Raw genomic sequence first — 21,792 nt, 5'->3', positions numbered from 1 at the left:
ATCTGCTTTCACGTCGTCACGGTGCATTGCTGCTCCTGCGGCTGGGGGTAGAGCTTGTTCGTCGTGCAGCCGTCTATATAACCCCTGAACCAATTTAGGAAAGAGGCAGCACATATGGGCGGGGCACTCACCACCATCGGTTTCGATGCGGATGACACATTGTGGCATAATGAACGCTACTTTGCACTCTCTCACGACCGTTTTGCAGCCCTTCTCGCCGAACATAGTGAACGCGACCACCTGATGGCCCGGCTGCTGGAGGCCGAACGGCGGAATCTGCCGCATTACGGCTATGGGATCAAAGGCTTCACCCTGTCGATGATCGAGACCGCGATCGAGGTAACCGAGGGCAAAGTCCCCGCCGAGGTGATCAACGATCTGCTCGCCGCCGGGCGTGACATGCTGGACCATCCCATCGAATTGCTGCCCCATGTCGAAGACGTGCTGGAAAACCTACGCGGCGACTACCGGCTCATCGTGGTGACCAAAGGCGACCTGCTGGACCAAGAGCGCAAACTGGCCCAATCGGGCCTGCGCGATAGGTTCGACGCGGTCGAAATCGTCTCTCACAAGACCGAAACCGCCTATCGCCACATTTTTGAGCAGCATGGCCAAGGTGCCGAACGGGGGCTGATGGTTGGCAACTCGATGGCCTCCGACGTGCGCCCGATGATCGCGGCAGGCGGCTGGGGCGTCTATGTGCCTCACGACCTCACATGGGCAATGGAACATGCCGAAGCGCCAACCAATTCCCCCCCGTTTTGCCCAGATCAGCGACCTCTCAGGCCTCCCGGAGACAGTGAAAAAGATCGTGTCGGGGTGACTCGGCCCCGCGCCTGAGTCGTTCTGACACATCGCCGAAAATGCCGCACTGCCGGCCAATTTCCGCCCAATTCTTGCCTTATTCGCGCTTATAGTGGGTTGATGTGCGCAAGCCTCTACATATTGGAGGAGAGATCCGCCCCTTTTTCCCCTGTTCACTGGATTCGACGGCTTCCGCGATGCGGCGTCCTATGCTAGCCTTGAACCAATTAATAAATGGTCAGCCAGAAATCGGCGACCTGAGGCAGTAAAAGGCAGGCAAATATGAAGGCTCGGCGCATTCAGCCGGCCCGTTACGGGCTATTTCTATTCGCAGCACTCTGGGTTCTGGTTCTCCTGCCCCTCAGCGCGATCGCTGCCCCCTACGCCGCCTATGTCATCGACGCCCGCACCGGCAAAGAAATCCACGCCGAGAATGCCGATACCCGCCTGCACCCGGCTTCGCTGACCAAGATGATGACCCTCTATATCGCCTTCCAAGCGGTGGAACGGGGGGAAATCTCTCTCGATACCCAAGTGACGATCTCGAAAAACGCGGCCTCCGAGCCGCCCAGCAAATTGGGCATGCGCCCGGGCCAAAAGATCGCCCTACGCTATCTCATCCGCGCCGCCGCCGTGAAATCCGCCAATGATGCCGCCACCGCGATCGGCGAGGCCATTGGCGGTTCTGAGGCCGCCTTCGCCCGCCGGATGAACCGCACCGCCAAACAGCTTGGCATGACGCGCACCACGTTCAAAAACATGCACGGGCTGACCGAGAGCGGCCACCTCTCCACCGCCCGCGACATGACCCGCATGGGCCGCCACCTGCTCTATGATTACCCGCAATACTACAACCTCTTCTCGCGCATCACCGCCGATGCGGGCGTGCGCAAGGTCTCCCATACGAATCGCCGGTTTCTGGGATCCTACAAAGGGGCAGACGGCATCAAGACCGGCTACACCCGCGCCGCTGGCTTCAACCTCACCGCCTCGGCCGAACGGGGCAATGAGCGCATCATCGTGACCGTCTTCGGCGGCAAATCCACCGCCTCGCGCAACGCCAAAGTGGCCGAGCTTATGGACCTCGGCTTCCGCCGCGCGCCCTCCTCCGCGCCGCTGCGCAAACCGGTCCCGCCCGTCTACGCCGATGTGGAAACCGCCCCCGGCGCCGCAGGCAAAACGATCCGCCTCGTCGGCGCCGTCACCACCTCCAAACGCCCGCAACTGCGCCCCCGCAGCGATGTCGTCGTCGTGGCCACCGCCGCCGCGCCCGAGGCAACCAGCGTGGTCTCCAACAGCGATATCACAGCAGCGCTGCGCGAAGCGGTTGAGACGCCACCAACCCCGCCCGCCGCCGCGCCCACCCCAGAGGCCAATGAGGCCGAGGTCGTCATCGCCGCCGCCAAAGCCTCCCCCCGCCCCGAACCGCGCCCCCAGGATGTGAAGCTGGCGGTACAACAGGCGGTAGAGCAAGAGATCGTGACCCGCGTCTCCACCTCCGGCGGGCGCCACTGGGGCGTGAACGTGGGCCGTTTCCCCAGCCGCTACGCCGCCGAGAAGGTCCTGCTGAAAACCGCCCTGGCCGAAATGTCGACCCTCGATGGCACGCTGCGCAAAGTGGTGCGCCGCCCACAAGGCTTTGACGCGAACTTCCTCGGCATGTCCCGCGAAAGCGCCGACCTCGCCTGCCGCCGTCTGGCCGCGCGTAACGTCAGCTGCTTCATGATCGGCCCCAGCGAAGGCTAAACCACCACCGGGCGGCCAAAGCGCCACCAAATCAACTTCATCCTTTAAAAAATACCGCGGGGGAATCGCGCCCCCGGCGCGATGGGGGCAGCGCCCCCTACCCTCTCCGCAAATGCAACGCCCGCTTACCCTGCCGCCTGCAACAGGCTCCGCGTGTATTCCGTCTGCGGATTGTCATAAAGCGCGTCGACGTCCCCATATTCCACCACGTCACCGCGTTTCATCACCATCACCTTGTGCGACATGGCCCGCACCACCTTCAGGTCGTGACTGATGAAGAGATAGGCCAGCCCGTATTTCGCCTGCAAATCTCGCAGAAGATCGACGATCTGCACCTGCACGGTCATGTCCAATGCCGAGGTCGGCTCGTCCAGCACCAAGAGCTTCGGGCGCAGCACCATGGCGCGGGCGATGGCGATGCGCTGGCGTTGTCCGCCGGAGAACTCATGCGGGTAGCGGTCCATCGTCGCGGGGTCGAGCCCGACCTCGGTCATCACCTCGGCGACCAACTCGCGCTTGTCGCGCCCCTTGTCGATCTTGTGGATCGCAAGCCCCTCACTGATGATCTGGAAACAGGTCATCCGCGGGCTGAGCGAGCCGAAGGGGTCCTGAAAGACGATCTGCATGTCGGCGCGCAGCCGGCGCAGCTTCTTGGTCGACCATTTGCGCAGGTCCTCACCGCGGAAGGTCACCTCCCCTTCCGAGCCGATGAGCCGCATGATCGCCAGCGCCGCCGTGGTCTTGCCCGAGCCGCTTTCGCCGACGATGCCCAGGGTCTCGCCCGCGCGGATCGACAGGCTGGTGTCGTTGACGGCCTTCACATGGCCCACGGTCCGGCGCAGCAGGCCCTTCTGGATCGGGAACCAGACCTTGAGGTTGTCGGTGCGCAGCACTTCGGGCGCATCTTCGGCCACGGGCGCGGGCGCACCGGTGGGCTCGGCGCCGAGCAGTTTGCGCGTGTAGGGGTGCTGCGGATTGTCGAAAATCTCCGCCGTCGGGCCTTCCTCGACCACCAGCCCCTTCTGCATGACGAAAACCCGGTCGGCGATGCGCCGCACGATGCCGAGGTCATGGGTGATGAACAAAAGCCCCATGCCCATCTCGTCTTTCAGATCCTTCAACAGGTCGAGGATTTGGGCCTGAATGGTCACGTCGAGCGCCGTCGTCGGCTCGTCCGCGATCAGGATGTCGGGCTTGTTGGCCAGTGCCATGGCGATCATCACCCGCTGCCGCTGCCCCCCCGAAAGCTGGTGCGGATAGGCATCCATGCGGCTTTCGGCGTCGTTGATGCCGACTTGCTGGAGCAGTTCCAGCACCCGCGCCCGCGCCGCCTGACCTTGCAGCCCCTGATGCAACGCCAGCGATTCCGCCAGTTGCTTCTCGATCGTGTGGAGCGGGTTGAGCGAGGTCATCGGCTCTTGGAAGATGAAGGAGATGTCGTTGCCGCGCACGTCGCGCAGCAGCTTGTCGTCGGCGCCGATCATCTGCTGGCCGTTGTAGGTGACCGACCCGCTCACCTCAGCGCTTTCGCCCAGCAGCGACACGGTCGACAGTGCCGAGACCGACTTGCCCGAGCCGCTTTCGCCCACCAGCGCCACCGTCTCGCCACGGTTCACGGCAAAGCTCACCCCGCGCACCGCCGGGATCAGCTGCCCGTCCTGCCGGAAGGAGACTTGCAGGTCTTTGACGTCCAACAATGCAGTCACGAGAAGGTCTTTCTGGGGTCGAATGCGTCGCGGATGCCCTCGAAGATGAAGACCAGAAGCGACAGCATGATGGCAAAGGTGAAGAAGGCCGAGAAGGCGAGCCACGGCGCCTGAAGGTTCTGCTTGGCCTGCAGCGTCAACTCACCCAGCGAGGGGGCCGAGGACGGCAGGCCGAAGCCAAGGAAGTCGAGCGTCGCCAGCGTGGAGATCGTGCCGGTGATGATGAAGGGCAGCATGGTCAGCGTCGCCACCATGGCGTTGGGCAGCATGTGGCGCAGCATGATCGTGCCGTTGCCAACGCCAAGCGCCCGGGCCGCCCGCACGTATTCGAGGTTGCGGGCACGCAGGAACTCGGCCCGCACCACGCCCACCAACGCGGTCCATGAGAACAGCACCAAAAGCACGACCAGAAGCCAGAAACTTCGGCCCAGAATGGCGAACATGATGATGATGACGTAGAGCGACGGGGTCGAGGACCAGATCTCGATGATGCGCTGGAAAATGAGGTCGAGCCAGCCGCCGAAGAACCCCTGCACCGCGCCCGCGAGGATACCGATGAGCGAGGCCGCCCCGGTCACGATCAGGGTAAAGACCACCGACAGGCGGAAACCATGGATCACGCGGGCCATGACGTCGCGCTTGGTGCCGTCGGTCCCCAGCCAGTTCTGCCCGTTGGGCGGCAGGGGTGCGGCACCGGGGCGGTCCACGGCGGTGTCGTAGGAATAGGGAATGACGGGCCAGAGCGCCCAGCCTGTCTCGATCGCCTCGCCTTCGACCTCGCCATCCTCGGCGTCGAGGATGTAACCCTCAGGATCGTCGAAACAAAGGTCCAGCCCGCCGGTGGCGATAAGACACTGCACCTCCGGATCGCGGTAGGCGGCCTCGGTCTGGAAGTCGCCGCCGAAGGCGGTCTCGGGGTAGAAGTTGAAGATCGGCGTGTAATATTCGCCACGGTAGCTGACGAGGATCGGCTTGTCGTTCGCCACGAACTCGGCCAGCAGCGAGATGCCGAACAGGATCGCGAAGATCCACAGCGACCAATAGGCGCGCCGGTTCGCGGTGAAATTGCGCCAACGGCGCTGGTTCAGCGGAGACAGCGCCATCAGCCTTCCCTCTTCTCGAAGTCGATGCGCGGGTCGACGAGCACATACATCAGGTCAGACAGGATGCCGACGACCAGCCCGATCAGGCCGAAGATGAAGAGCGTGCCAAAGACGATCGGATAGTCCCGCGCCACTGCCGCCTCAAAGCCCAAGCGCCCAAGGCCGTCGAGGCTAAAGATCGTCTCAATGATGATCGACCCGCCGAAAAAGACCGAGATGAAGACCGCCGGGAAACTGGCGATCACGATCAGCATCGCGTTGCGAAAGACATGACCGTAGAGAACCTTGCTCTCGGACAGACCCTTGGCGCGGGCGGTGATGACATACTGCTTCTTTATCTCGTCGAGAAAGCTGTTCTTCGTCAGAAGCGTCAGCGTGGCGAAGGCCGAGATCGTAGAGGCCAGCACCGGCAGGGTGATGTGCCAGAAATAATCAGCCACCTTGCCCAAGGGGCTCAGACTGTCGAAATTATCCGAAGTCAGGCCGCGCAGCGGGAAGATCTGCCAGTAAGAGCCGCCGGCGAAGAGCACCAATAGCAGGATCGCGAAGAGAAACCCGGGGATCGCATAGGCCGCGATGATCGCCCCTGAGGTCCAGGTATCGAACCTACTGCCGTCGCGCACCGCCTTGCGGATGCCCAGCGGGATCGAGACCAGATGCGCGATTAGCGTCGACCAGAGCCCAAGCGTGATCGACACCGGCAGCTTTTCCTTGATCAGATCGATCACGCTGATGGCGCGGAAATAGCTTTCGCCGAAATCGAGCCGCATGTAGTTCCAAAGCATGTGAAAGAACCGCTCCACCGGGGGTTTGTCGAAGCCGAATTCCTTCTCCAACTCCTCGATCAACTCGGGCGGCAAGCCGCGCGCGCCGACATAGGTGCTGTCGGACCCGCGCGCCATGGTGTCGACGCCCGCATCGTTGTTGCCCCCGGCAAAGCCGCCGAAGACGTCACCGCCACCCTGAATACGGGCAATGGCCTGCTCAACCGGGCCACCGGGCACGAATTGCACCAGCGCGAAGTTGACCAGCATGATGCCGAACAAGGTCGGGATCACCAGCAAAAGCCGTCGGAGAATATAGGCACCCATGTGGAGGCCTTACCGCAAGGCGCCCGAGGCGCGCAACTGCTGGGCGGCCTCTTCGTCGTACCACCAGAAATCGAGGTATCCCAAGGCGTAGGGCGGGATCTCGGGGTGGTCGTACTGGTCGTAATAGGCCACCCAGTAGCTGTCGTTGTACCACGTCGGGATCATGAAGAACTCGTGCCGCAGCGCCCGGTCGAGGGCCATGAGGGCGGCGTCTTCCTCCTCGGCGGTCTCTGCATCGAGCGATGCCTCGATGATCGCGTCCACCAAGGGGCTCGCGAGCCCTGCCGGGTTGAAGAGCGAGAACTCCGCCGCCTCCGAGCCATAGCGCTGTGCCAGACCGGTGCCGGTGCTGAGGAAGGCCGCATAGGCGTCATAGATCATGTCGTAGTCGCGGTCGCGTTCGCGGGCGGTGTATTGCGAGCTGTCCACCTTCTCGAGCCGGGCGTCGATGCCGATGGAGGTGAGGTTGCCGACGAAGTTCTCGATCACTGCTGAGATCGTCGGCGACCCGGCGGAGTTCATCAGGAAATTCAGCCGCAGGGGCTCGCCTGCCTCGTTCACGCGCATGCCGTTCTGCACGGTCCAGCCGGCCTCTTCCAGCAGCTTGGAGGCGCGGCGCGCGTTGCGACGGTCCAATAGGCGCGCGGGGTCGGAGCTATGCGGCACCACGGCGGGCTCGTTCAGCAACGCGTCCGGCACCAGATCGCCGAGGCTTTCCAGAAGCGCCAGCTCGGCCCCCTCGGGCGCGCCCTGCGCCATCAGCGGCGTATCCTGCGTGAAGGAGGCGCGGTGGTTGAACAGCCCGTATTGCAGCGACTCGTTGGTCCACTCGAAGTTGAACATCAGCGCCACGGCCTCGCGTACGCGGCGGTCCTGCAGCGTCTCGCGGCCCAAGTTGAAGATGATGCCCGAAGGCGTGGGCGGCGAGCCGTCGGGCAGTTCGGCCTTCACGATGGCACCCTCACTCACCTTGGAGAAGTCATAGCCCGTGGCCCATTTCTTGGAATCCCCCTCGGCGCGGAAGGTGTATTCGCCAGCCTTGAAGGCCTCGAAAGCCGAGGTGTCGTCGCTGAAGATTTCCAACCGGATGCGGTCGAAGTTCATGCGGCCGCGGTTGATCGGCAAGTCCTTCCCCCAGTAGTCCGGGTTGCGTTTCAGCACGATACGCTTGGTCAGGTCGACGCTTTCGACCATATAGGCGCCCGATCCGGGGGGCGGGTCCATCCAGCTGTCCTTGAGGGTATTACCGGTCTCCTCGAACCAATGTTGCGGCCATGCGGGCACGCCGCCCACCGTCTCGATCAGGCTGCGGCGCGAGATGCCGTCGGCGAAGTAGAACTTCACCGTGTGATCATCCAACGCCTCGACCTTGGGAATGCGCTTGCGCACCGCGTCGGCGTAGGACTTCAGCCCCTCGTCCAGCAGCAGGTTGTGCGAAAATACGATGTCATGCGCCGTCACCGGCGTGCCGTCCGAGAAGCGCGCCTCGGGGCGCATGTGGAAGGTGACCCAAGACTTGTCCTCGGGGTATTCGAGGCTTTCGCAGAGCAGGCAGTAACTCTCGCCATAGACATCCGCCGGCAGCGGCTCACCCGAGGGCGCCTCCCCCAGCAGGCTCTCGAAACCGAAGATCGAGAACAGATGCGCGCGGCCCTTGCCAGAATAGGGGTTCATCGAATCCAGCGTACCGACGAAGGGGATCGAGATTTCCCCGCCCTTGGGCGCATCCGGGTTCACGTAGTCGAAATGCTCGAAATCCGCCGGATAGGTCAGATCGCCGTAGAAGGAATAACCGTGGCTTTTGATGATCTTCTGCTCCTGTGCCGCGGCGGCACCGGCCAGCAGGGCCGCCACCATCAGCGTCAGCGTCGCGAGCCAGAGCGGCAGGTCATCAAGGACCGAAGGACGGGTCGCGGCGCGGGTCTGGGCACGGGGCATAGGTCACTCCTTGGCGTGGCGTAGTCCGGATAGGCGTCATCTAGGCTAACGCTGTGCGACGCCAAGATACAAGTTGCGAATATGTAAGGTTGCCCCGCACGGGCGGTCCACCGCAAAGCATGCCCCGTGGATTGGCGGCTTCCCCCGCCCCCGCTCGCGACAAAGTGTAGCCCGCTGCCCCTGTATCTTCGCGGCCCGGCCCGTTTCTCGCCCTAAAGTTAACAGATTCTTCACTCAGGTTAACGATGCGTAAACTGGAGCTGAGCATGAGAACCTACCCGATTCCCTTTAACGAAGAAGCCCGTCTGCGCGCCGTTTTCGATGTGCCCGGCCTCACGGCCGAGAACGAAGCACTGTTCGACACCATTTGCGAGGCCACGCGCCGCCTGCTTGACTGTCCGATCGCGCATATCAGCGTCGTAGAGGCAGATACCCAATGGTACAAATCCGTGGTCGGCTACCCGCTGGGGCCGATGCCGAAAGATACCGGGTTTTGCAGCCATACAATCATGTCGGACGCGCCGCTGGTGGTGCCCGACCTCAGCAAAGACCCCCGGTTCGCGCGTCACCCCATGGTCGCCGAGGGCGGCCCCGCGGCGCGCTATTACTGCGGTGTGCCGCTGATCCTGTCGTCGGGCCACCGCTTTGGAAGCCTGTGCGCGCTGGACCTGCAACCGCATGAGGCGCCCTCTGAGAAGCAGATCGCCCTATTGGAAGATATGGGCCGCATGGTGGTCGCGGCCCTTGAACGCTGCCAGCCGGACGCGTCCGAGCAAAAGGCCGACAACAGCGCCGAAGCCACTTTCCTGACGCTGGTGGGCCACGAACTCCGCACTCCGCTGACGGTTCTTTTCGGCAGCCTGCGCATGTTGGAGGCCAAGGCCGAACAGGGGGTCAATCCGCTACTGATCCGCTCGGCCCGCCGGTCTGTCGACCATCTGAGCGCCCTGATCGAGACGATCATTTCCTACAGCAATGTCAGCACCGGCGAGCTGCGCCTGAACGAGCGGAAATGCAACCTGAGCGACCTTCTGCAATCGGTTTCTGCCCTGCATTTCGCCACCACGGATGCGACGGCCAAGACCATCACGCTGCGCGACAGCCTCCCGCTTGAAGAGATGCATATCGACGGCGACCAGATCGAATTGGCGGTGACGGCGCTGGTTTTGAACTCCGTCCTGCATGGCGGCAGTGAGATCGCCTTAGAGACGTTCAAAGACGCCGAGGGCAATATCGAGATTTCGATCGTCGACAACGGCTCATTCGATGAGCACGTCGATCTGGCCGAGCTTTACAAACCCTTCGTCGTCGGCGGCATGATGGAGCACCGCAGCACCAAGGGCGGGCTCGGCCTTGGCCTGCCGCTGACCCGTAAGCTGATCGAAATGCACGGTGGGGATTTCGAGGTGCATGTGGAAGCGGGCCAAAGCCGCGCCGTGATCCGCCTGCCCGCTTGGCGCTGCGACATCGGCGGGATTGCCGCCGCGAATGCCACCGCCCCGGTGATCGCCGCTCAGTAAAGTCGAAACGGGGCGCGTACTGTGCCGCGCCCCGCCTTCGATCACTGCCCGTCGACCATGCGGATCAGCGCGTTGATCTCATCCGCCAGCACGCCGGGGTGATCCTCCGGCGTGAAATGCTTGCCCCCTTCGATCCGTCGCAGGGGGGCATTCAGGTCTTTCGCCAACCGCTCGCCATATTCGATCTTTTGGAAGTCATCCGCAGCACCCCAGACGATCCGCGCGGGGATGTTGAGGGTGGGCAGCTTGTCCGCGATGGCTTTCGTGTCTTCCACGTCCAGCGACTGCGCCTGCCGGACAAAGGCTTCGGCCTCTCCGTGCTGCGCGTAATGCGGGGCGTGGGCGTCAAAGGCCGCTTCGGCGGCGGCGTCGGTCTCATGCCCCTTCGAGAACATCATCTTCAGCAACTGGTGGAATGAGCCATCGGGCGCATGTTTCGCCACGCCGCCGGTCTTGGCCACCGCGCTGACCAGCGGAACGGGCCACGAATCATAGCTGATCGCATTGGTCAAAAGCAGCCCGCTGATCATCTCAGGGTGACGCACCGCCGCGATCTGCGCGACCCCGCCACCGAGGTCATGCGCCGCGAGGATCGCGCGCGTGATGCCCTGATCGCGCATCCAAGCGACCAGATAGTCCGCCTGTTTGGCGACCGAGATATCGCGCCCCTCGCCCTGCGGGATCGAGGCCCCATAGCCCGGCATCTCCCAAGCGAGCACCCGACGGCCCGTGAGCTTGGGCGCGACATCCCGCCAAAGCGCGGGGCATGTGGGAATACCGTGAAGCAGGATGACAGGATCCCCCGCCCCCGTCTCTTCCCACCGCATTTCGATTCCATCGACCGTGGTTCTGTGGCTTTGCATGGCGCGTCTCCTTTCGGTGTGGACGTTTCATGGCCCAACACCTGCACGGATAAGACGTTCCGCCCCGCCCAAACGCAAAAGCCGCCCCCGAGGGCGGCTTTCTCTCACGCGATGGCGCGGGATATCAGTTGGAAACGCTTTGCAGGTAAGCGATCACGTCGGCGCGGTCTTCGACCTTACGCAGACCGGCGAAGCCCATGGTGGTGCCGGGCGCGTAGCCTTTGGGGCTTTCCAAGAAGGCGCTCAGCTCTTCCGGGGTCCAATCCCCTTCAAGCGAGGTCAGCGCGCCGGAATAGCCAAAACCATCAACCGAGGCGATATCGCGACCGACGACACCGTCGAGGTGCGGACCAACAGCGTTGGACCCGTCAACCTTGTGGCAAGCGGCGCATTTGCGGAACACTTTCGACCCGCTGTCGGCATCGGCTTCGGCCATCACGGCTGCAAAATCGATCTCTTCGCCGCCATCGTCACCACCGGCGTCAGCCACTTCGATGACATAGGACGCTTCCCCATGTGCATCGGCGTGGTAAATCTCTTCACCCGCCCATTTGCCCAGCAGAAGTACCAACCAGGCGCCGAATACGCCGGCTGCGATTTTGGTCAGGGTCATTGTATCGAACATGCGTCAGGGTCCATCACTTGGTATTGGCACCATGGGCGCGCCATGGTTCTTGGCATCGTTGCCCGCGTATCTATTGCTTTCCCTTGGCGCAGGCAAGGTGTAGTTACCGCGACCAATTGCCCTTCTCCGCGCCTTTTGCAGCAGGATACGATCCATGACCGCCCAGACCACGCCGCGCATCGCCTTCCAAGGGGCCCTTGGCGCCTATAGTCACGAGGCCTGCCTTCAGGCCTGCCCCGACATGGAACCGGTGCCCTGCCAATCGTTCGAAGGCGTTATCCGGGCCGTAAACGAGGGCCGCGCCGAGCTGGCCATGCTGCCGGTCGAGAACACGACCTATGGCCGGGTGGCCGATATTCACCGCCTGCTGCCGGAAAGCGGGCTGCATATCATCGGCGAAGCCTTCGTGCGGGTGCGCATCGCCCTGATGGCCCGCCCCGGCGTGGCATTGGAAGACATCAAACATGTCCGCGCGCATCTGGTGCTTTTGCCGCAGGCACGCAGCTTTTTGCAGCAACATGGCATCACCTCCGAACCCGCCGCCGATTCCGCCGGGGCCGCCGCCGAACTGGCCGCGACCGAGGGCAGCACCGATGGCGTTCTCGCAGGCGAGGTCGCGGCAGAGATCAACGGCCTCACCGTGCTGGCCCGCGATATTGAGGATATGGACCATAACACCACTCGCTTTTTGCTGATGGCGCCTAAGATCGACCTTTCGCGCCGGGCCGAGCGGATGCTGACCACCTTCGTCTTCGAGGTGCGCAACATTCCCGCCGCGCTATATAAGGCGATGGGGGGCTTTGCGACCAATGGCGTCAACATGACCAAACTGGAAAGCTATATGGTCGGCGGCTCCTTCACCGCAACGCAGTTCTACGCCGATATCGAAGGCCATCCCGAAGACCCGGCGGTGAAACGCGCGCTGGATGAACTGGGGTATTTCACCAACAAGCTGGAAATTCTCGGCGCCTACCCCGCCCATCCCGGCCGGGGCGCGCCGACCGGGATGTAAGTCTGGCCGCGCGGGCTTAGACCTTGACGCCGCCCGCGTAGCGCTCTTCCATCCCACGGGCATATTCCGCCACGCGATCTTTGTATTTCTTGGTCAATGTCGTCTTGGCCAGTTTCAGCGATTGCACCCAAAGCCGTGCCGACAGGGTCAGCGGTTTTACCTCAAGCGCCACCAAGACACGCGTGCTGTTGCGCGACAGGGGCATCAATTCAAAGGACATCTGCCCCGCCAACCCCTGCGACATGCTGTCGATCACCATCTCGTTGGGCCGGTCGAAGGTCACCATCTCTAGCGTCAACTCGCGCCGCTTTCCGCGCAGGGGGAAGACCGCCTTCCATGTCATCCCAACGCCGGGCTGATGCAGGGCATCGGCGCGCTGCACCTCGGCCCCGCGCCGCATCGCCGCCCGCTCAAAGCTCTCAAAATCGCACAACATGTCAAAGACCGCCTCAATCGGCGCTTCGACGTCTTCTTTGGTGGAGAATTTCATTCGGTCCGTTCCAATTCTTCTGCTCGCATTTGCCACCCGCGCCGCTTTGTCCGGGCCCGTCAGCGCGGTGTGTCAGGTCAGTCTATCCGCAAGCCAGTTTTCCAGCAAGAAATGCGCGATGGCACCGCGGCGGGCAGGCAGAAGCCGCGGGTGGCTTCCGGCAAAGACCTCCATCATCTCTTCGCGGGTAACCCAAAGCGCGTCTTCGATCTCAACCGGGTCGATGGTCAACTCCCGGTTCAGCGCCTGCCCCGCACAGCCCAGCATGAGGGACGCCGGAAAGGGCCATGGCTGGCTGGAGAGGTAGCTCACCGCGCCGACCTGCACGCCCGCTTCCTCAAACACCTCCCGCCGCACGGCGGCCTCTACCGTTTCGCCCGGCTCGACAAAGCCAGCAAGCAGCGAATACATCCCCTCGGGCCAACCCGGGGAACGGCCCATGAGCACGGAATTGCCGTGGGTGATCAGCATGATGACCACCGGATCGGTGCGCGGGAAATGCGCGCTGCCGCAGTCGGGGCAGACCCGCTGCCAGCCACCTTGGGCCAGATCGGTGGCACTGCCACAGCGCGCGCAATGGCGGTGGGTCTCATGCCAGCCAAGGATCGCCTTGCCGCTGGCGGCCAGTTCGGCATCGCGCGGATCAAGCCATGTCATCACCCGCCGCAATTCGGCAAAGGCCATGTCATCGCCCAAAAGCGGATGGCGCTGTTCGCTGGGGTCAAGGAACGCGCCCAGTTGCGATTGATCCAGATCGGCGGGTTCCCAGTCAGAGATATCCACGGCAAAGCGCGGCGCCCCATCCTCGCGCCCCAGCAAGATCGCCGTGCCTTCGGCCTCTTGCAAGACGGGGTGATCCATCGCCAATCGCGCCAAAGCGGCGGGGCATTCGGGCGCGATCAGCGGCTTGCCGCGCCAAAAGACCACCGCCCGCGCCGCCGGGTCGGCACGCAACTGCGCCAAGGCTTCCGGATTGCCGCGTATCTCCCCCGCCCGATCAAGGGCCGAGCCTCCAAAGGTTACCGTCTCCGCGTGACGCATGGCGCTCTCCCGATACAGGCCCGATACAGGCTTTTGGCGTTTTGCCCAGCCATGCCACGGCACATGCGAGATTGGCAATCCCAAGCCCCCTTGCCAGATCGGTTGAAATCTGGTCATATCAAAACATCTTTAAGTTGCAAAATTTAACGAGTACTTACCTTTTCGGTGAACAGGCGCAGCACATATGCCTCGACCGGTGTCGTTCCCCCTGAGGGTGGCATCCCGGCCAAGCCACGTCTGCGCATTCTGGCCACGACGGACCTGCATATGCAGATCGTGGGGCATGACTATGTGGGCGACCGTTCGGTGGGGCATCACGGGCTGGCCGGAATCGCCACCTTGATCCGCACCGCCCGGGCAGAGGCGGCGGAACAGGGGGCCGCCTGTATCCTGCTCGACAATGGCGATCTGTTGCAGGGCAATGCCTTGGGCGATCAACTGGCGCAGATGCCGGTCACCCAAACGCATCCGCTTGTCGCCTGTGTGAACCATCTGCATTATGATGGTCTGGGCCTTGGCAATCACGACCTCGACCATGGGCTGCCTTATCTGCGCGCCGTGGCCGGGGCGCTGGACATGCCGCTGATCTCGACCAATCTGCATTTGACCGACCCCGGCCCGCTGCGCCGTTGGGCCGTCGTCTCTTGCCTGCTGCCTGCCGTTGCGGGGCATCCCTCTTCTCGGCTGCGGGTGGGCCTGCTTTCCGTCCTGCCGGGCCGAACCGCGATCTGGAACCGCGAGGTTTTGGAGAATGAGGCCGAGATCATTTGCCCGTTCGAAAGCCTGCGCAGCGCCGCACTAACGCTGCGGGCAGAGGGGGCCGATCTGACCGTGCTGCTGGCCCATATGGGTATCGCCCATGAAGGTGAAATCACCACCGAGGAAGACATCTGCACTTTGGCCCAGATCGACGGGATCGACGCGGTGATCACCGGCCACACCCATCTTCGTTTTCCCGGAGAGGACCACGGCCCGCGCGAGGGGGTCGATACGCAGGCCGGCACGCTGTCCGACCGTCCGGCGGCGATGCCGGGCTTTGGGGGGTCCGATTTGGCGGTGCTGGATCTGGCTCTTGAACGGGATGCGCAGGGGCGCTGGACGGTGTCGGGCCATCAAAGCCACCTGCGCGACAACAGCACACAAACGCTGGCCGATCCCACGGTGCTGAGCGCAGCACGGGTCAGCCACATCGGCGTGCGGAGGCATCTGGAGGAGGTGGTCGGCCATACCGACACCGCGCTGCACAACTACTTTGCCCTCGCCATGCCCACCCCCATCGACGCGCTGAGCGCCCGCGCGCAGGCCGAGGTGATCCGCCAAGGGGTCGCGGGCACGGCGGATAGCGAACTCCCGATCCTCGCCGCCACGGCGGCGCATACGGCAGGCGGGCGCGGCGGGCCGGGGCATTTCCTGCATATCCCGCCCGGCGCGGTGCAACGCCGCCATATCGCCGGGCTGCTTCCCTATCAAAACGCGGTCTGGGCGCTGCGCCTCACCGGTGCCGCCCTGCGACGGCGTTTGGAAAAAGCGGCAGAGGTGTTTGCCCCGCTCGACAGCACCCCCGGCCCGCTACTCGACCCCTGCCGCCCGCCATTTCACTGCGACACGATTTTTGGCGTTACCTACGCCATTGACCCCTGCCGCCCCCGCGGCAGACGGATCACTGCGCTGTCACGGCAAGGGGCACCGGTGAGGCCGGACCAAAAGTTTCTACTCGCGACCAACCAGTTCCGCGCGGCAGGCGGCGGCGGGTTTGACCGCGCGGCGGGGGATGACGTCGCCCTGCGCAGCCCGCTTCCGCTGTCGGACGCGCTGATTGCCGCTCTCGCTACGCCGCAGCCGTGTCCATGGTCCGATGCGCTGCCATGGCGCTTCGATGCGGCGGGGGCGCAGGCGGTTCTCTTTACCTCGCCCGAGGCCCTGCCCTTCTTGCAAGACATCGCCCATTTGTCGCCCACCCCGCGGGGGATGACCGCCTCGGGCTTCGCCCAAATCGCGATCCGCTTGTGAGGCTTGCACTTCGTTCCATGCCCTCCTATATGGGCCTTGAGAGGTTGGTGCGGGCAAGCGCCTCGCCAACCCGGTCAGATCCGGAAGGAAGCAGCCGTAACGAGCCCCGCTTGGGTCGTTATCAGCCTCTCACCACCGTCGCATTGCGCAGCAATGCAACGCCCCGGCGGTCGCTTCGCAGAAGCGATGAGAGGGGTACCTTCTCTTAATAAATGATGCATTCGATAGGCGAGACGCCCCGCCCGTGGGCACCACGGGCATCGCCTCACAACCGATCCGCCTCAAACGTATCGCAGGCCGCAATCTGGCCACTTTCAAACCCGCGCTCAAACCAACGCGCGCGCTGCTCTGACGTGCCATGGGTGAAAGTATGCGGCTGCGGCACCTGACCGGCCTGTCGCTGCAAATGATCATCCCCGATCATCCGCGCAGCATTCAGCGCCTCTTCAAGGTCACCCTTCTCCATCAAGCCTTCGACGTTCGAGGCCCAGATGCCCGAGAAACAATCGGCCATCAGCTCAAGCCGCACGGTCAGGGCGTTCGCCTCAACCTCGGAAGACTGCTGCCGCATCCGGGCCACCTGCGGCAGAACGCCGATTTCGTTCTGGACATGGTGCGCGACCTCATGGGCAATCACATAGGCAGCCGCAAAATCGCCCCCGGCACCGAGACGTTGGTCCAGCGTGCGGAAAAAGGCGGTATCAAGATAAGCCATATTGTCCGCCGGACAGTAGAACGGCCCCGTCGCGCCCGAGGCCCCGCCGCAGGCGCTTTGCGTCACATTCTCAAAGACCACAAGCTTGGGCGGTGTATAGGTTTCACCCAGTTGTTCTTGGAAAATACGGCTCCAGACCTGCTCGGTCGTGGTGAGCACGCGGGCGGCGAAATCGACCTGCGGGTCTTCGCTGTCACTGAGCGGGCGGGACTGTTGGACTTGACCGCCGCCTTGGCCGGTCAACAGCGGCGTCACGTCGATCCCGGTGAAATAGCCAATCGCCATGACCGCCAAAACGCCGACGAGTCCCAGCCCCCCCGCCTTGCCGGCCCGTCCGCTGCGGCGGATGACATTCTTGCTCCGCCCAATTCCACCCAACCGCATGAACCGTCCCTCGTTATGTCAAAGCCTATTGCCACATGAACGCGCAAGGCGCAGTTTGGTTCAATGAGTGATAAGAATGACCTGGCCGAAGACCGCACCGACTGGGCCGAGGATCGCACGATCCTTGCCAATGAACGCACCTTTGCGGGCTGGATGCGCACCGGCATGGCCGCCGTCGCCGTGGCCATCGGTCTGCGCGCCGTTTTCGGTGAGTTCGAGCCGACGTGGGTGGCGAAAGCCGTGGCTTCGGTGTTCATCTTTGCCGCGCTCTACGTCTATTGGGCCGCGCAGGCCTCGGCGGCGAAAACCCAAAAGCGGCTGAGCGACCATCACGCCCATGCCCAGCCCAACAGCCGCATGAAAGTCTTGGCGATCCTGCTCGCCTTCGCCTCTGCCGGGGTCGGGGCGATCCTTTGGATGCTCTGAGCCTTCCGCAAGCACGGTAGACGCCACGGCGCGGAGCGCATAGTTTACGGCCTTGACCGAATCCGATCTGGGGCACCATGACAGATACATCCGCCTACCGCGTTCTGGCCCGCAAATACCGGCCCGAAACCTTTGCCGATCTCGTCGGCCAAGACGCCATGGTGCGCACGCTGAAAAACGCTTTTGCCGCCGACCGGATCGCGCAGGCCTTTGTGATGACGGGCATCCGCGGCACCGGCAAGACGACGACGGCGCGGATCATCGCCAAGGGGATGAACTGCATCGGACCTGACGGCAACGGTGGGCCGACGACCGACCCCTGCGGCGTTTGCGAACATTGCACCGCCATCATGGAAGGCCGCCATGTCGACGTGATGGAGATGGACGCGGCATCGAACACCGGCGTCGCCAACATCCGCGAGATCATCGATTCGGTGCATTATCGCGCCGCCTCGGCCCGGTACAAAGTCTATATCATCGACGAAGTACACATGCTCTCGACCGGGGCGTTCAACGCGCTTCTCAAGACGCTGGAAGAGCCGCCGGAGCACGTCAAATTCATCTTTGCCACCACCGAGATCCGCAAGGTGCCGGTGACGGTTCTGTCGCGCTGCCAGCGGTTCGACCTGCGCCGGATCGAGCCCGAGGTGATGATCGCGCTCCTGCGCAAGATCGCCACCGCCGAGAGTGCCGAGATCACCGATGACGCGCTGGCGCTGATCACCCGCGCCGCCGAAGGCTCGGCCCGCGACGCCACCTCGCTGCTGGACCAAGCGATCAGCCACGGCGCGGGCGAGACCGGGGCCGAACAGGTGCGCGCCATGCTGGGGCTGGCGGACCGTGGCCGAGTGCTGGACCTCTTTGACATGGTGCTGCGCGGCGATGCAGGTGCCGCGCTGACCGAGCTTTCGGCGCAATATGCCGATGGGGCCGACCCGATGGCGGTGCTGCGCGATCTGGCCGAGATCACCCATTGGGTCTCGGTCGTGAAGATCACGCCCGATGCCGCCGAAGACCCCACCATCGCCCCTGAAGAACGTGCCCGCGGCCAACAGATGGCTGAGACCCTGCCGATGCGGGTGCTGACGCGGCTCTGGCAGATGCTGCTGAAGGCGCTGGACGAGGTCGCAGCCGCGCCCAACGCCATGATGGCCGCCGAAATGGCCGTGATCCGCCTCACCCATGTGGCCGATCTGCCCTCGCCCGAGGAACTGGTGCGCAAGCTGCAAAACAGCAGTCCGCCCCCGGCCCCCGGCCCCGTTGGCGGTGGCGGCAACGGCGGGGGCAATGGCGCCGCGCAGGGCAGCACCGGCGCGCAGGCCGTGCAACAGGCGCAGCAGCGGATGGCCTCCAACCCCGGCCCGCAGGGGCAGACCACGGCACTGGCGCAAGACCTCAACGCTGCGCTGGCCCGCTTTCCGACATTCGAACATGTCGTCGAGTTGATCCGCGTGAACCGCGACGTGAAGCTGCTGGTCGAGGTGGAAACCTGCGTGCAACTTGCCGCCTACCAGCCGGGCCGCATCGAGTTTGTCCCCACCGACGACGCGCCGCGCGATCTGGCGCAGCGGCTGGGGCAGAAACTGCAACTCTGGACCGGTAACCGCTGGGCCGTCTCACTGGTGAACGAAGGCGGGGCCGAGACCATCGCGCAGGTCCGCGATGCGCGTGAACTGGCGCTGAAGAAACAGGCCGAGGACCACCCTATGATGCAGGCGGTGCTGGCACAATTCCCCAAGGCCCGGATCACCGCGATCCGCACCCCCGAAGACATCGCCGCCGCCGCCACGGCAGAGGCGCTGCCCGAAGTCGAAGACGAATGGGATCCGTTCGAGGACGGTTGATCCCCCGGCCCCCGCGCCACATATAAACGACAACGCAACAAGGAGACCCAGATGCTCAAGGGATTAGGCGGCCTCGGCGATATGGCCGGGATGATGAAAAAAGCGCAGGAAATGCAGGGCAAGATGGCCGAACTGCAAGAGGAGATGCACAACATCACCGTCGAAGGTGAATCCGGTGCGGGCCTCGTCAAAGCGACCTGTAGCGCCAAGGGTGAGTTGAAGGGCCTCGATATCGACCCGTCGATCTTCAACAAGGACGAGAAGGAAGTGGTCGAAGACCTGATCCTCGCCGCCATCAAGGATGCGCAGAGCAAAGCCTCGGAACGCGCGCAGGCCGAGATGAGCAAGCTGACCGAAGGCATGGGCCTTCCCGCGGGCATGAAACTGCCCTTCTGATCCCGGTGGGGCGGGCCGGTCCCGCCCCTCTTTCAACGCCCATAGGTGCCATTCTTGAGCTCTACCCGCGATATTGACGCCCTGATCGAGCTGATGGCGAAACTGCCCGGCCTTGGCCCCCGCTCGGCCCGGCGGGCAGTGCTGCACCTGATCCGCAAACGCGCGCTTTTGCTGACGCCCCTGTCCGACTTGATGCAGACCGTCGCCGCCACGGCACGCGAATGTCTGAACTGCGGCAACGTCGGCACCGCCGACATCTGCGACATATGCACCTCCGAAAAACGCGCGAACGGAGAGCTTTGCGTGGTCGAAGACGTGGCCGACCTCTGGGCGATGGAACGCTCCGGCGTGTTCAAAGGGCGCTATCATGTGCTGGGCGGCACGCTCTCGGCGCTCGACGCCATTGGCCCGCAGGAATTGCGCATCCCGCGCCTTGTGGACCGGATTGATACCGAAGGGGTGACCGAGGTGATCCTCGCGCTCAACGCCACGATCGACGGGCAGACAACGGCACATTACATCGCGGATCAATTGGAAGACCGCGTGCGGCTGACGTCGCTCGCCCAAGGTGTGCCGATCGGCGGGGAGTTGGACTACCTCGACGACGGGACGATCACCGCTGCGATGCAGGCGCGCAAGTCGCTTTAACCCCCAGAATCAAAGCGGGCCGCCCGCTCCTCCCAAAGCAGACGGCCCTTTTCCGGGGCGACGCAGATCGTGCTGTCAGAGCACGATCACATCAAGCGGCGGAAATCCGTTGAACCCAACCGAACTGTACGAGCTTGTGTAGGCTCCGCAAGCACGAATCATCACTTTATCGCCATCGCGCAGGGCCAAAGGCAGGTGGATCGGGCGCTTTTCGTAAAGAATATCCGCCGAATCGCAGGAGGGGCCGGCCAAAACGCAGGGTCCGGTCTCTTCGCCGTCATGCGGTGTGACGATCTGATAGCGAATCGCTTCGCCCTCAGTCTCGGCCAGGCCCGAGAAACGACCGATATCCAGATAGACCCAGCGGTGCAAATCATCCGCAGACTTGCGGCTGACCAGCATAACCTCGGCGGCGATATGCCCGGCTTCGGCCACCAGACCACGGCCCGGCTCTGCCATGACCTGCGGCACGTCGCCAAAGCGGGCTTTGACGGCGCGCATCACAGCGGCAGCATAAGCGCGGGGGCCCTCGATATCCTCACCATAGAAGGCCGGGAAACCGCCGCCGAGGTTCAGCAGTTGCAGGTCATGGCCATCGGCACGCGCGGCGTGCCACAGCGGCGCGACTTGATCCAACACCGGGTTCCAAAACTCCGCCTTGCGGGTCTGCGAGCCGACGTGGAACGACAGGCCAAAGGGCACGAGGCCCACGGCAACCGCGTGGTTCAGCATCGCGGGCAGCGCCGAACCGGCACAGCCGAATTTCCGGCTGAGCGGCCAGTCGGCCATGGAGTTTTCGACGATCAGCCGCAGATAGACCCGCGCGCCGGGCGCATGGGCGGCGATCTTATCGAGCTCCGCTTCGCTGTCGGCTGCGAACAGGGTCACCCCCGCCGAATGGGCGAAGGCGATGTCCGAAGCGCGTTTGATGGTGTTGCCGAAAGAGATGTTTTCGGGCTTCGCCCCTTGGCTCAGGCACAGTTCGATCTCGGCCCGCGAAGCCGCGTCGAAGCCGGAGCCTTTCTTGACCAGCAGACGGATGATCTCGGGGGCCGGGTTCGCCTTGACCGCGTAGTGGATATGCACCGCGCCCAAGCCCTTGTGCAGCGCGTCATATTGCGCGGCCACACGGTCACGGCTGATCACCAGCGTTGGCTTGTCAAAGCTGTTGACGGCGATATAGGCCGCAGCCGGGTCGGCGTGAAAGGACGGTGCGGCGCGCAGGGCGCCGGGGACTGTAGCATTCATGGTCATCTCCAAAGAGCAGGTGGGGCTGGTTCCCCGCGTGTCGTTTCAAGAGACGTTACCGTCGCTACATAAACGCGGGTCAGTCAGAGTGGGAACTGACCGGCCAGAGGCGCGTGCGTTGGCGTCTGTAACGCGCCACATACGCCGTTTTGGGATTCGTACAAGGGGTAAAATTACCCCCA

At 63.6% G+C, this 21,792-nt stretch carries 18 protein-coding genes, 1 other RNA gene and 1 pseudogene; 10 read left to right on the top strand and 10 right to left on the bottom strand.

What is annotated here, in order from left to right; all coding sequences use genetic code 11:
- The first annotated feature begins 114 nt into the window (after positions 1-114).
- Positions 115-823 (top strand): annotated as a pseudogene (locus ACGYLO_RS03415) (HAD family hydrolase).
- Positions 824-1,086: 263 nt separating this feature from the next.
- The gene (locus tag ACGYLO_RS03410) at positions 1,087-2,550 is read left to right on the top strand and encodes a D-alanyl-D-alanine carboxypeptidase family protein (protein WP_271688357.1); all 1,464 of its coding nucleotides are present in this window, start codon (positions 1,087-1,089) and stop codon (positions 2,548-2,550) included.
- Positions 2,551-2,675: 125 nt separating this feature from the next.
- Here the strand turns inward: ACGYLO_RS03410 and ACGYLO_RS03405 are convergent, their stop codons facing one another.
- From ACGYLO_RS03405 to ACGYLO_RS03390, 4 genes are read right to left on the bottom strand one after another with little or no spacing between them, the layout of a single operon-like run.
- Positions 2,676-4,256, bottom strand: coding sequence for an ABC transporter ATP-binding protein (locus ACGYLO_RS03405; RefSeq protein ID WP_271688358.1), 1,581 nt, complete (start codon positions 4,254-4,256; stop codon positions 2,676-2,678).
- Positions 4,253-5,359, bottom strand: coding sequence for an ABC transporter permease (locus tag ACGYLO_RS03400; protein ID WP_271688359.1), 1,107 nt, complete (start codon positions 5,357-5,359; stop codon positions 4,253-4,255). The genes ACGYLO_RS03405 and ACGYLO_RS03400 overlap by 4 nt, the downstream gene beginning before the upstream one ends.
- Complete coding sequence (locus ACGYLO_RS03395; RefSeq protein ID WP_067268603.1) at positions 5,359-6,450, bottom strand: microcin C ABC transporter permease YejB; 1,092 nt, start codon at positions 6,448-6,450, stop codon at positions 5,359-5,361. The genes ACGYLO_RS03400 and ACGYLO_RS03395 overlap by 1 nt, the downstream gene beginning before the upstream one ends.
- Positions 6,451-6,459: 9 nt before the next feature.
- A complete protein-coding gene (locus ACGYLO_RS03390; protein ID WP_394376352.1) occupies positions 6,460-8,388 on the bottom strand; it encodes an extracellular solute-binding protein in 1,929 nt (642 codons plus the stop codon).
- A 266-nt stretch (positions 8,389-8,654) separates the two neighbouring features.
- Here ACGYLO_RS03390 and ACGYLO_RS03385 point away from each other — a divergent pair, with 266 nt between their 5' ends.
- Positions 8,655-9,908: a GAF domain-containing sensor histidine kinase gene (locus tag ACGYLO_RS03385; RefSeq protein WP_271688360.1), complete on the top strand. Its 1,254-nt coding sequence runs from the start codon at positions 8,655-8,657 to the stop codon at positions 9,906-9,908.
- 41 nt (positions 9,909-9,949) lie between these two features.
- On the opposite strand, the gene ACGYLO_RS03380 is transcribed toward ACGYLO_RS03385, so the two are convergent.
- Positions 9,950-10,771, bottom strand: a complete 822-nt coding sequence (locus tag ACGYLO_RS03380) for an alpha/beta fold hydrolase (protein WP_271688361.1) — start codon at positions 10,769-10,771, stop codon at positions 9,950-9,952.
- A 124-nt stretch (positions 10,772-10,895) separates the two neighbouring features.
- Entirely contained in the window at positions 10,896-11,396 is a 501-nt protein-coding gene (locus ACGYLO_RS03375; RefSeq protein ID WP_271688362.1) for a cytochrome c family protein, read from the bottom strand.
- 154 nt (positions 11,397-11,550) lie between these two features.
- On the opposite strand from ACGYLO_RS03375, the gene ACGYLO_RS03370 reads away from it, so the two are divergent.
- Positions 11,551-12,408 carry a prephenate dehydratase gene (locus ACGYLO_RS03370; protein ID WP_209216552.1) on the top strand — a complete coding sequence of 286 codons (858 nt, stop codon included), beginning with the start codon at positions 11,551-11,553 and terminating at the stop codon, positions 12,406-12,408.
- A gap of 16 nt (positions 12,409-12,424) precedes the next feature.
- Here ACGYLO_RS03370 and ACGYLO_RS03365 read toward each other — a convergent pair whose 3' ends face one another.
- Positions 12,425-12,898: an SRPBCC family protein gene (locus tag ACGYLO_RS03365; RefSeq protein WP_271688363.1), complete on the bottom strand. Its 474-nt coding sequence runs from the start codon at positions 12,896-12,898 to the stop codon at positions 12,425-12,427.
- Between the two features lie 72 nt (positions 12,899-12,970).
- Entirely contained in the window at positions 12,971-13,939 is a 969-nt protein-coding gene (nudC, locus tag ACGYLO_RS03360) for an NAD(+) diphosphatase (RefSeq protein WP_271690004.1), read from the bottom strand.
- Between the two features lie 165 nt (positions 13,940-14,104).
- Between nudC and ACGYLO_RS03355 the strand changes: the two genes are divergently transcribed.
- Both ACGYLO_RS03355 and ffs read left to right on the top strand, forming a co-directional pair.
- On the top strand, positions 14,105-15,949 hold the full coding sequence (locus ACGYLO_RS03355; RefSeq protein WP_271688364.1) for a 5'-nucleotidase C-terminal domain-containing protein: 1,845 nt from the start codon (positions 14,105-14,107) through the stop codon (positions 15,947-15,949).
- Positions 15,950-15,986: 37 nt separating this feature from the next.
- An RNA gene (gene ffs / locus ACGYLO_RS03350) (signal recognition particle sRNA small type) lies at positions 15,987-16,084 on the top strand.
- 130 nt (positions 16,085-16,214) lie between these two features.
- On the opposite strand, the gene ACGYLO_RS03345 is transcribed toward ffs, so the two are convergent.
- Entirely contained in the window at positions 16,215-17,048 is an 834-nt protein-coding gene (locus ACGYLO_RS03345; RefSeq protein ID WP_209216555.1) for a neutral zinc metallopeptidase, read from the bottom strand.
- A 63-nt stretch (positions 17,049-17,111) separates the two neighbouring features.
- Between ACGYLO_RS03345 and ACGYLO_RS03340 the strand changes: the two genes are divergently transcribed.
- The 4 genes from ACGYLO_RS03340 (at position 17,112) to recR (ending at position 20,362) form a co-directional block, all read left to right on the top strand.
- Positions 17,112-17,474 (top strand): YidH family protein, encoded by a 363-nt coding sequence (locus tag ACGYLO_RS03340; protein WP_271688365.1) that lies wholly within the window; start codon positions 17,112-17,114, stop codon positions 17,472-17,474.
- A gap of 77 nt (positions 17,475-17,551) precedes the next feature.
- Complete coding sequence (locus ACGYLO_RS03335; RefSeq protein ID WP_271688366.1) at positions 17,552-19,318, top strand: DNA polymerase III subunit gamma/tau; 1,767 nt, start codon at positions 17,552-17,554, stop codon at positions 19,316-19,318.
- Positions 19,319-19,369: 51 nt separating this feature from the next.
- Positions 19,370-19,714, top strand: a complete 345-nt coding sequence (locus ACGYLO_RS03330) for a YbaB/EbfC family nucleoid-associated protein (protein ID WP_007118099.1) — start codon at positions 19,370-19,372, stop codon at positions 19,712-19,714.
- Between the two features lie 54 nt (positions 19,715-19,768).
- Entirely contained in the window at positions 19,769-20,362 is a 594-nt protein-coding gene (recR, locus tag ACGYLO_RS03325; protein WP_067268574.1) for a recombination mediator RecR, read from the top strand.
- Positions 20,363-20,437: 75 nt separating this feature from the next.
- Here the strand turns inward: recR and ACGYLO_RS03320 are convergent, their stop codons facing one another.
- Entirely contained in the window at positions 20,438-21,616 is a 1,179-nt protein-coding gene (locus tag ACGYLO_RS03320) for a type III PLP-dependent enzyme (RefSeq protein WP_271688367.1), read from the bottom strand.
- Positions 21,617-21,792 lie beyond the last annotated feature (176 nt).

The organism is Sulfitobacter sp. 1A13353, assembly GCF_043557255.1.
Lineage (GTDB): Bacteria > Pseudomonadota > Alphaproteobacteria > Rhodobacterales > Rhodobacteraceae > Sulfitobacter > Sulfitobacter faviae.
The sequence above is the reverse complement of the archived record's forward strand: the minus strand, read 5'-3'. Positions and strand labels throughout refer to the sequence as shown.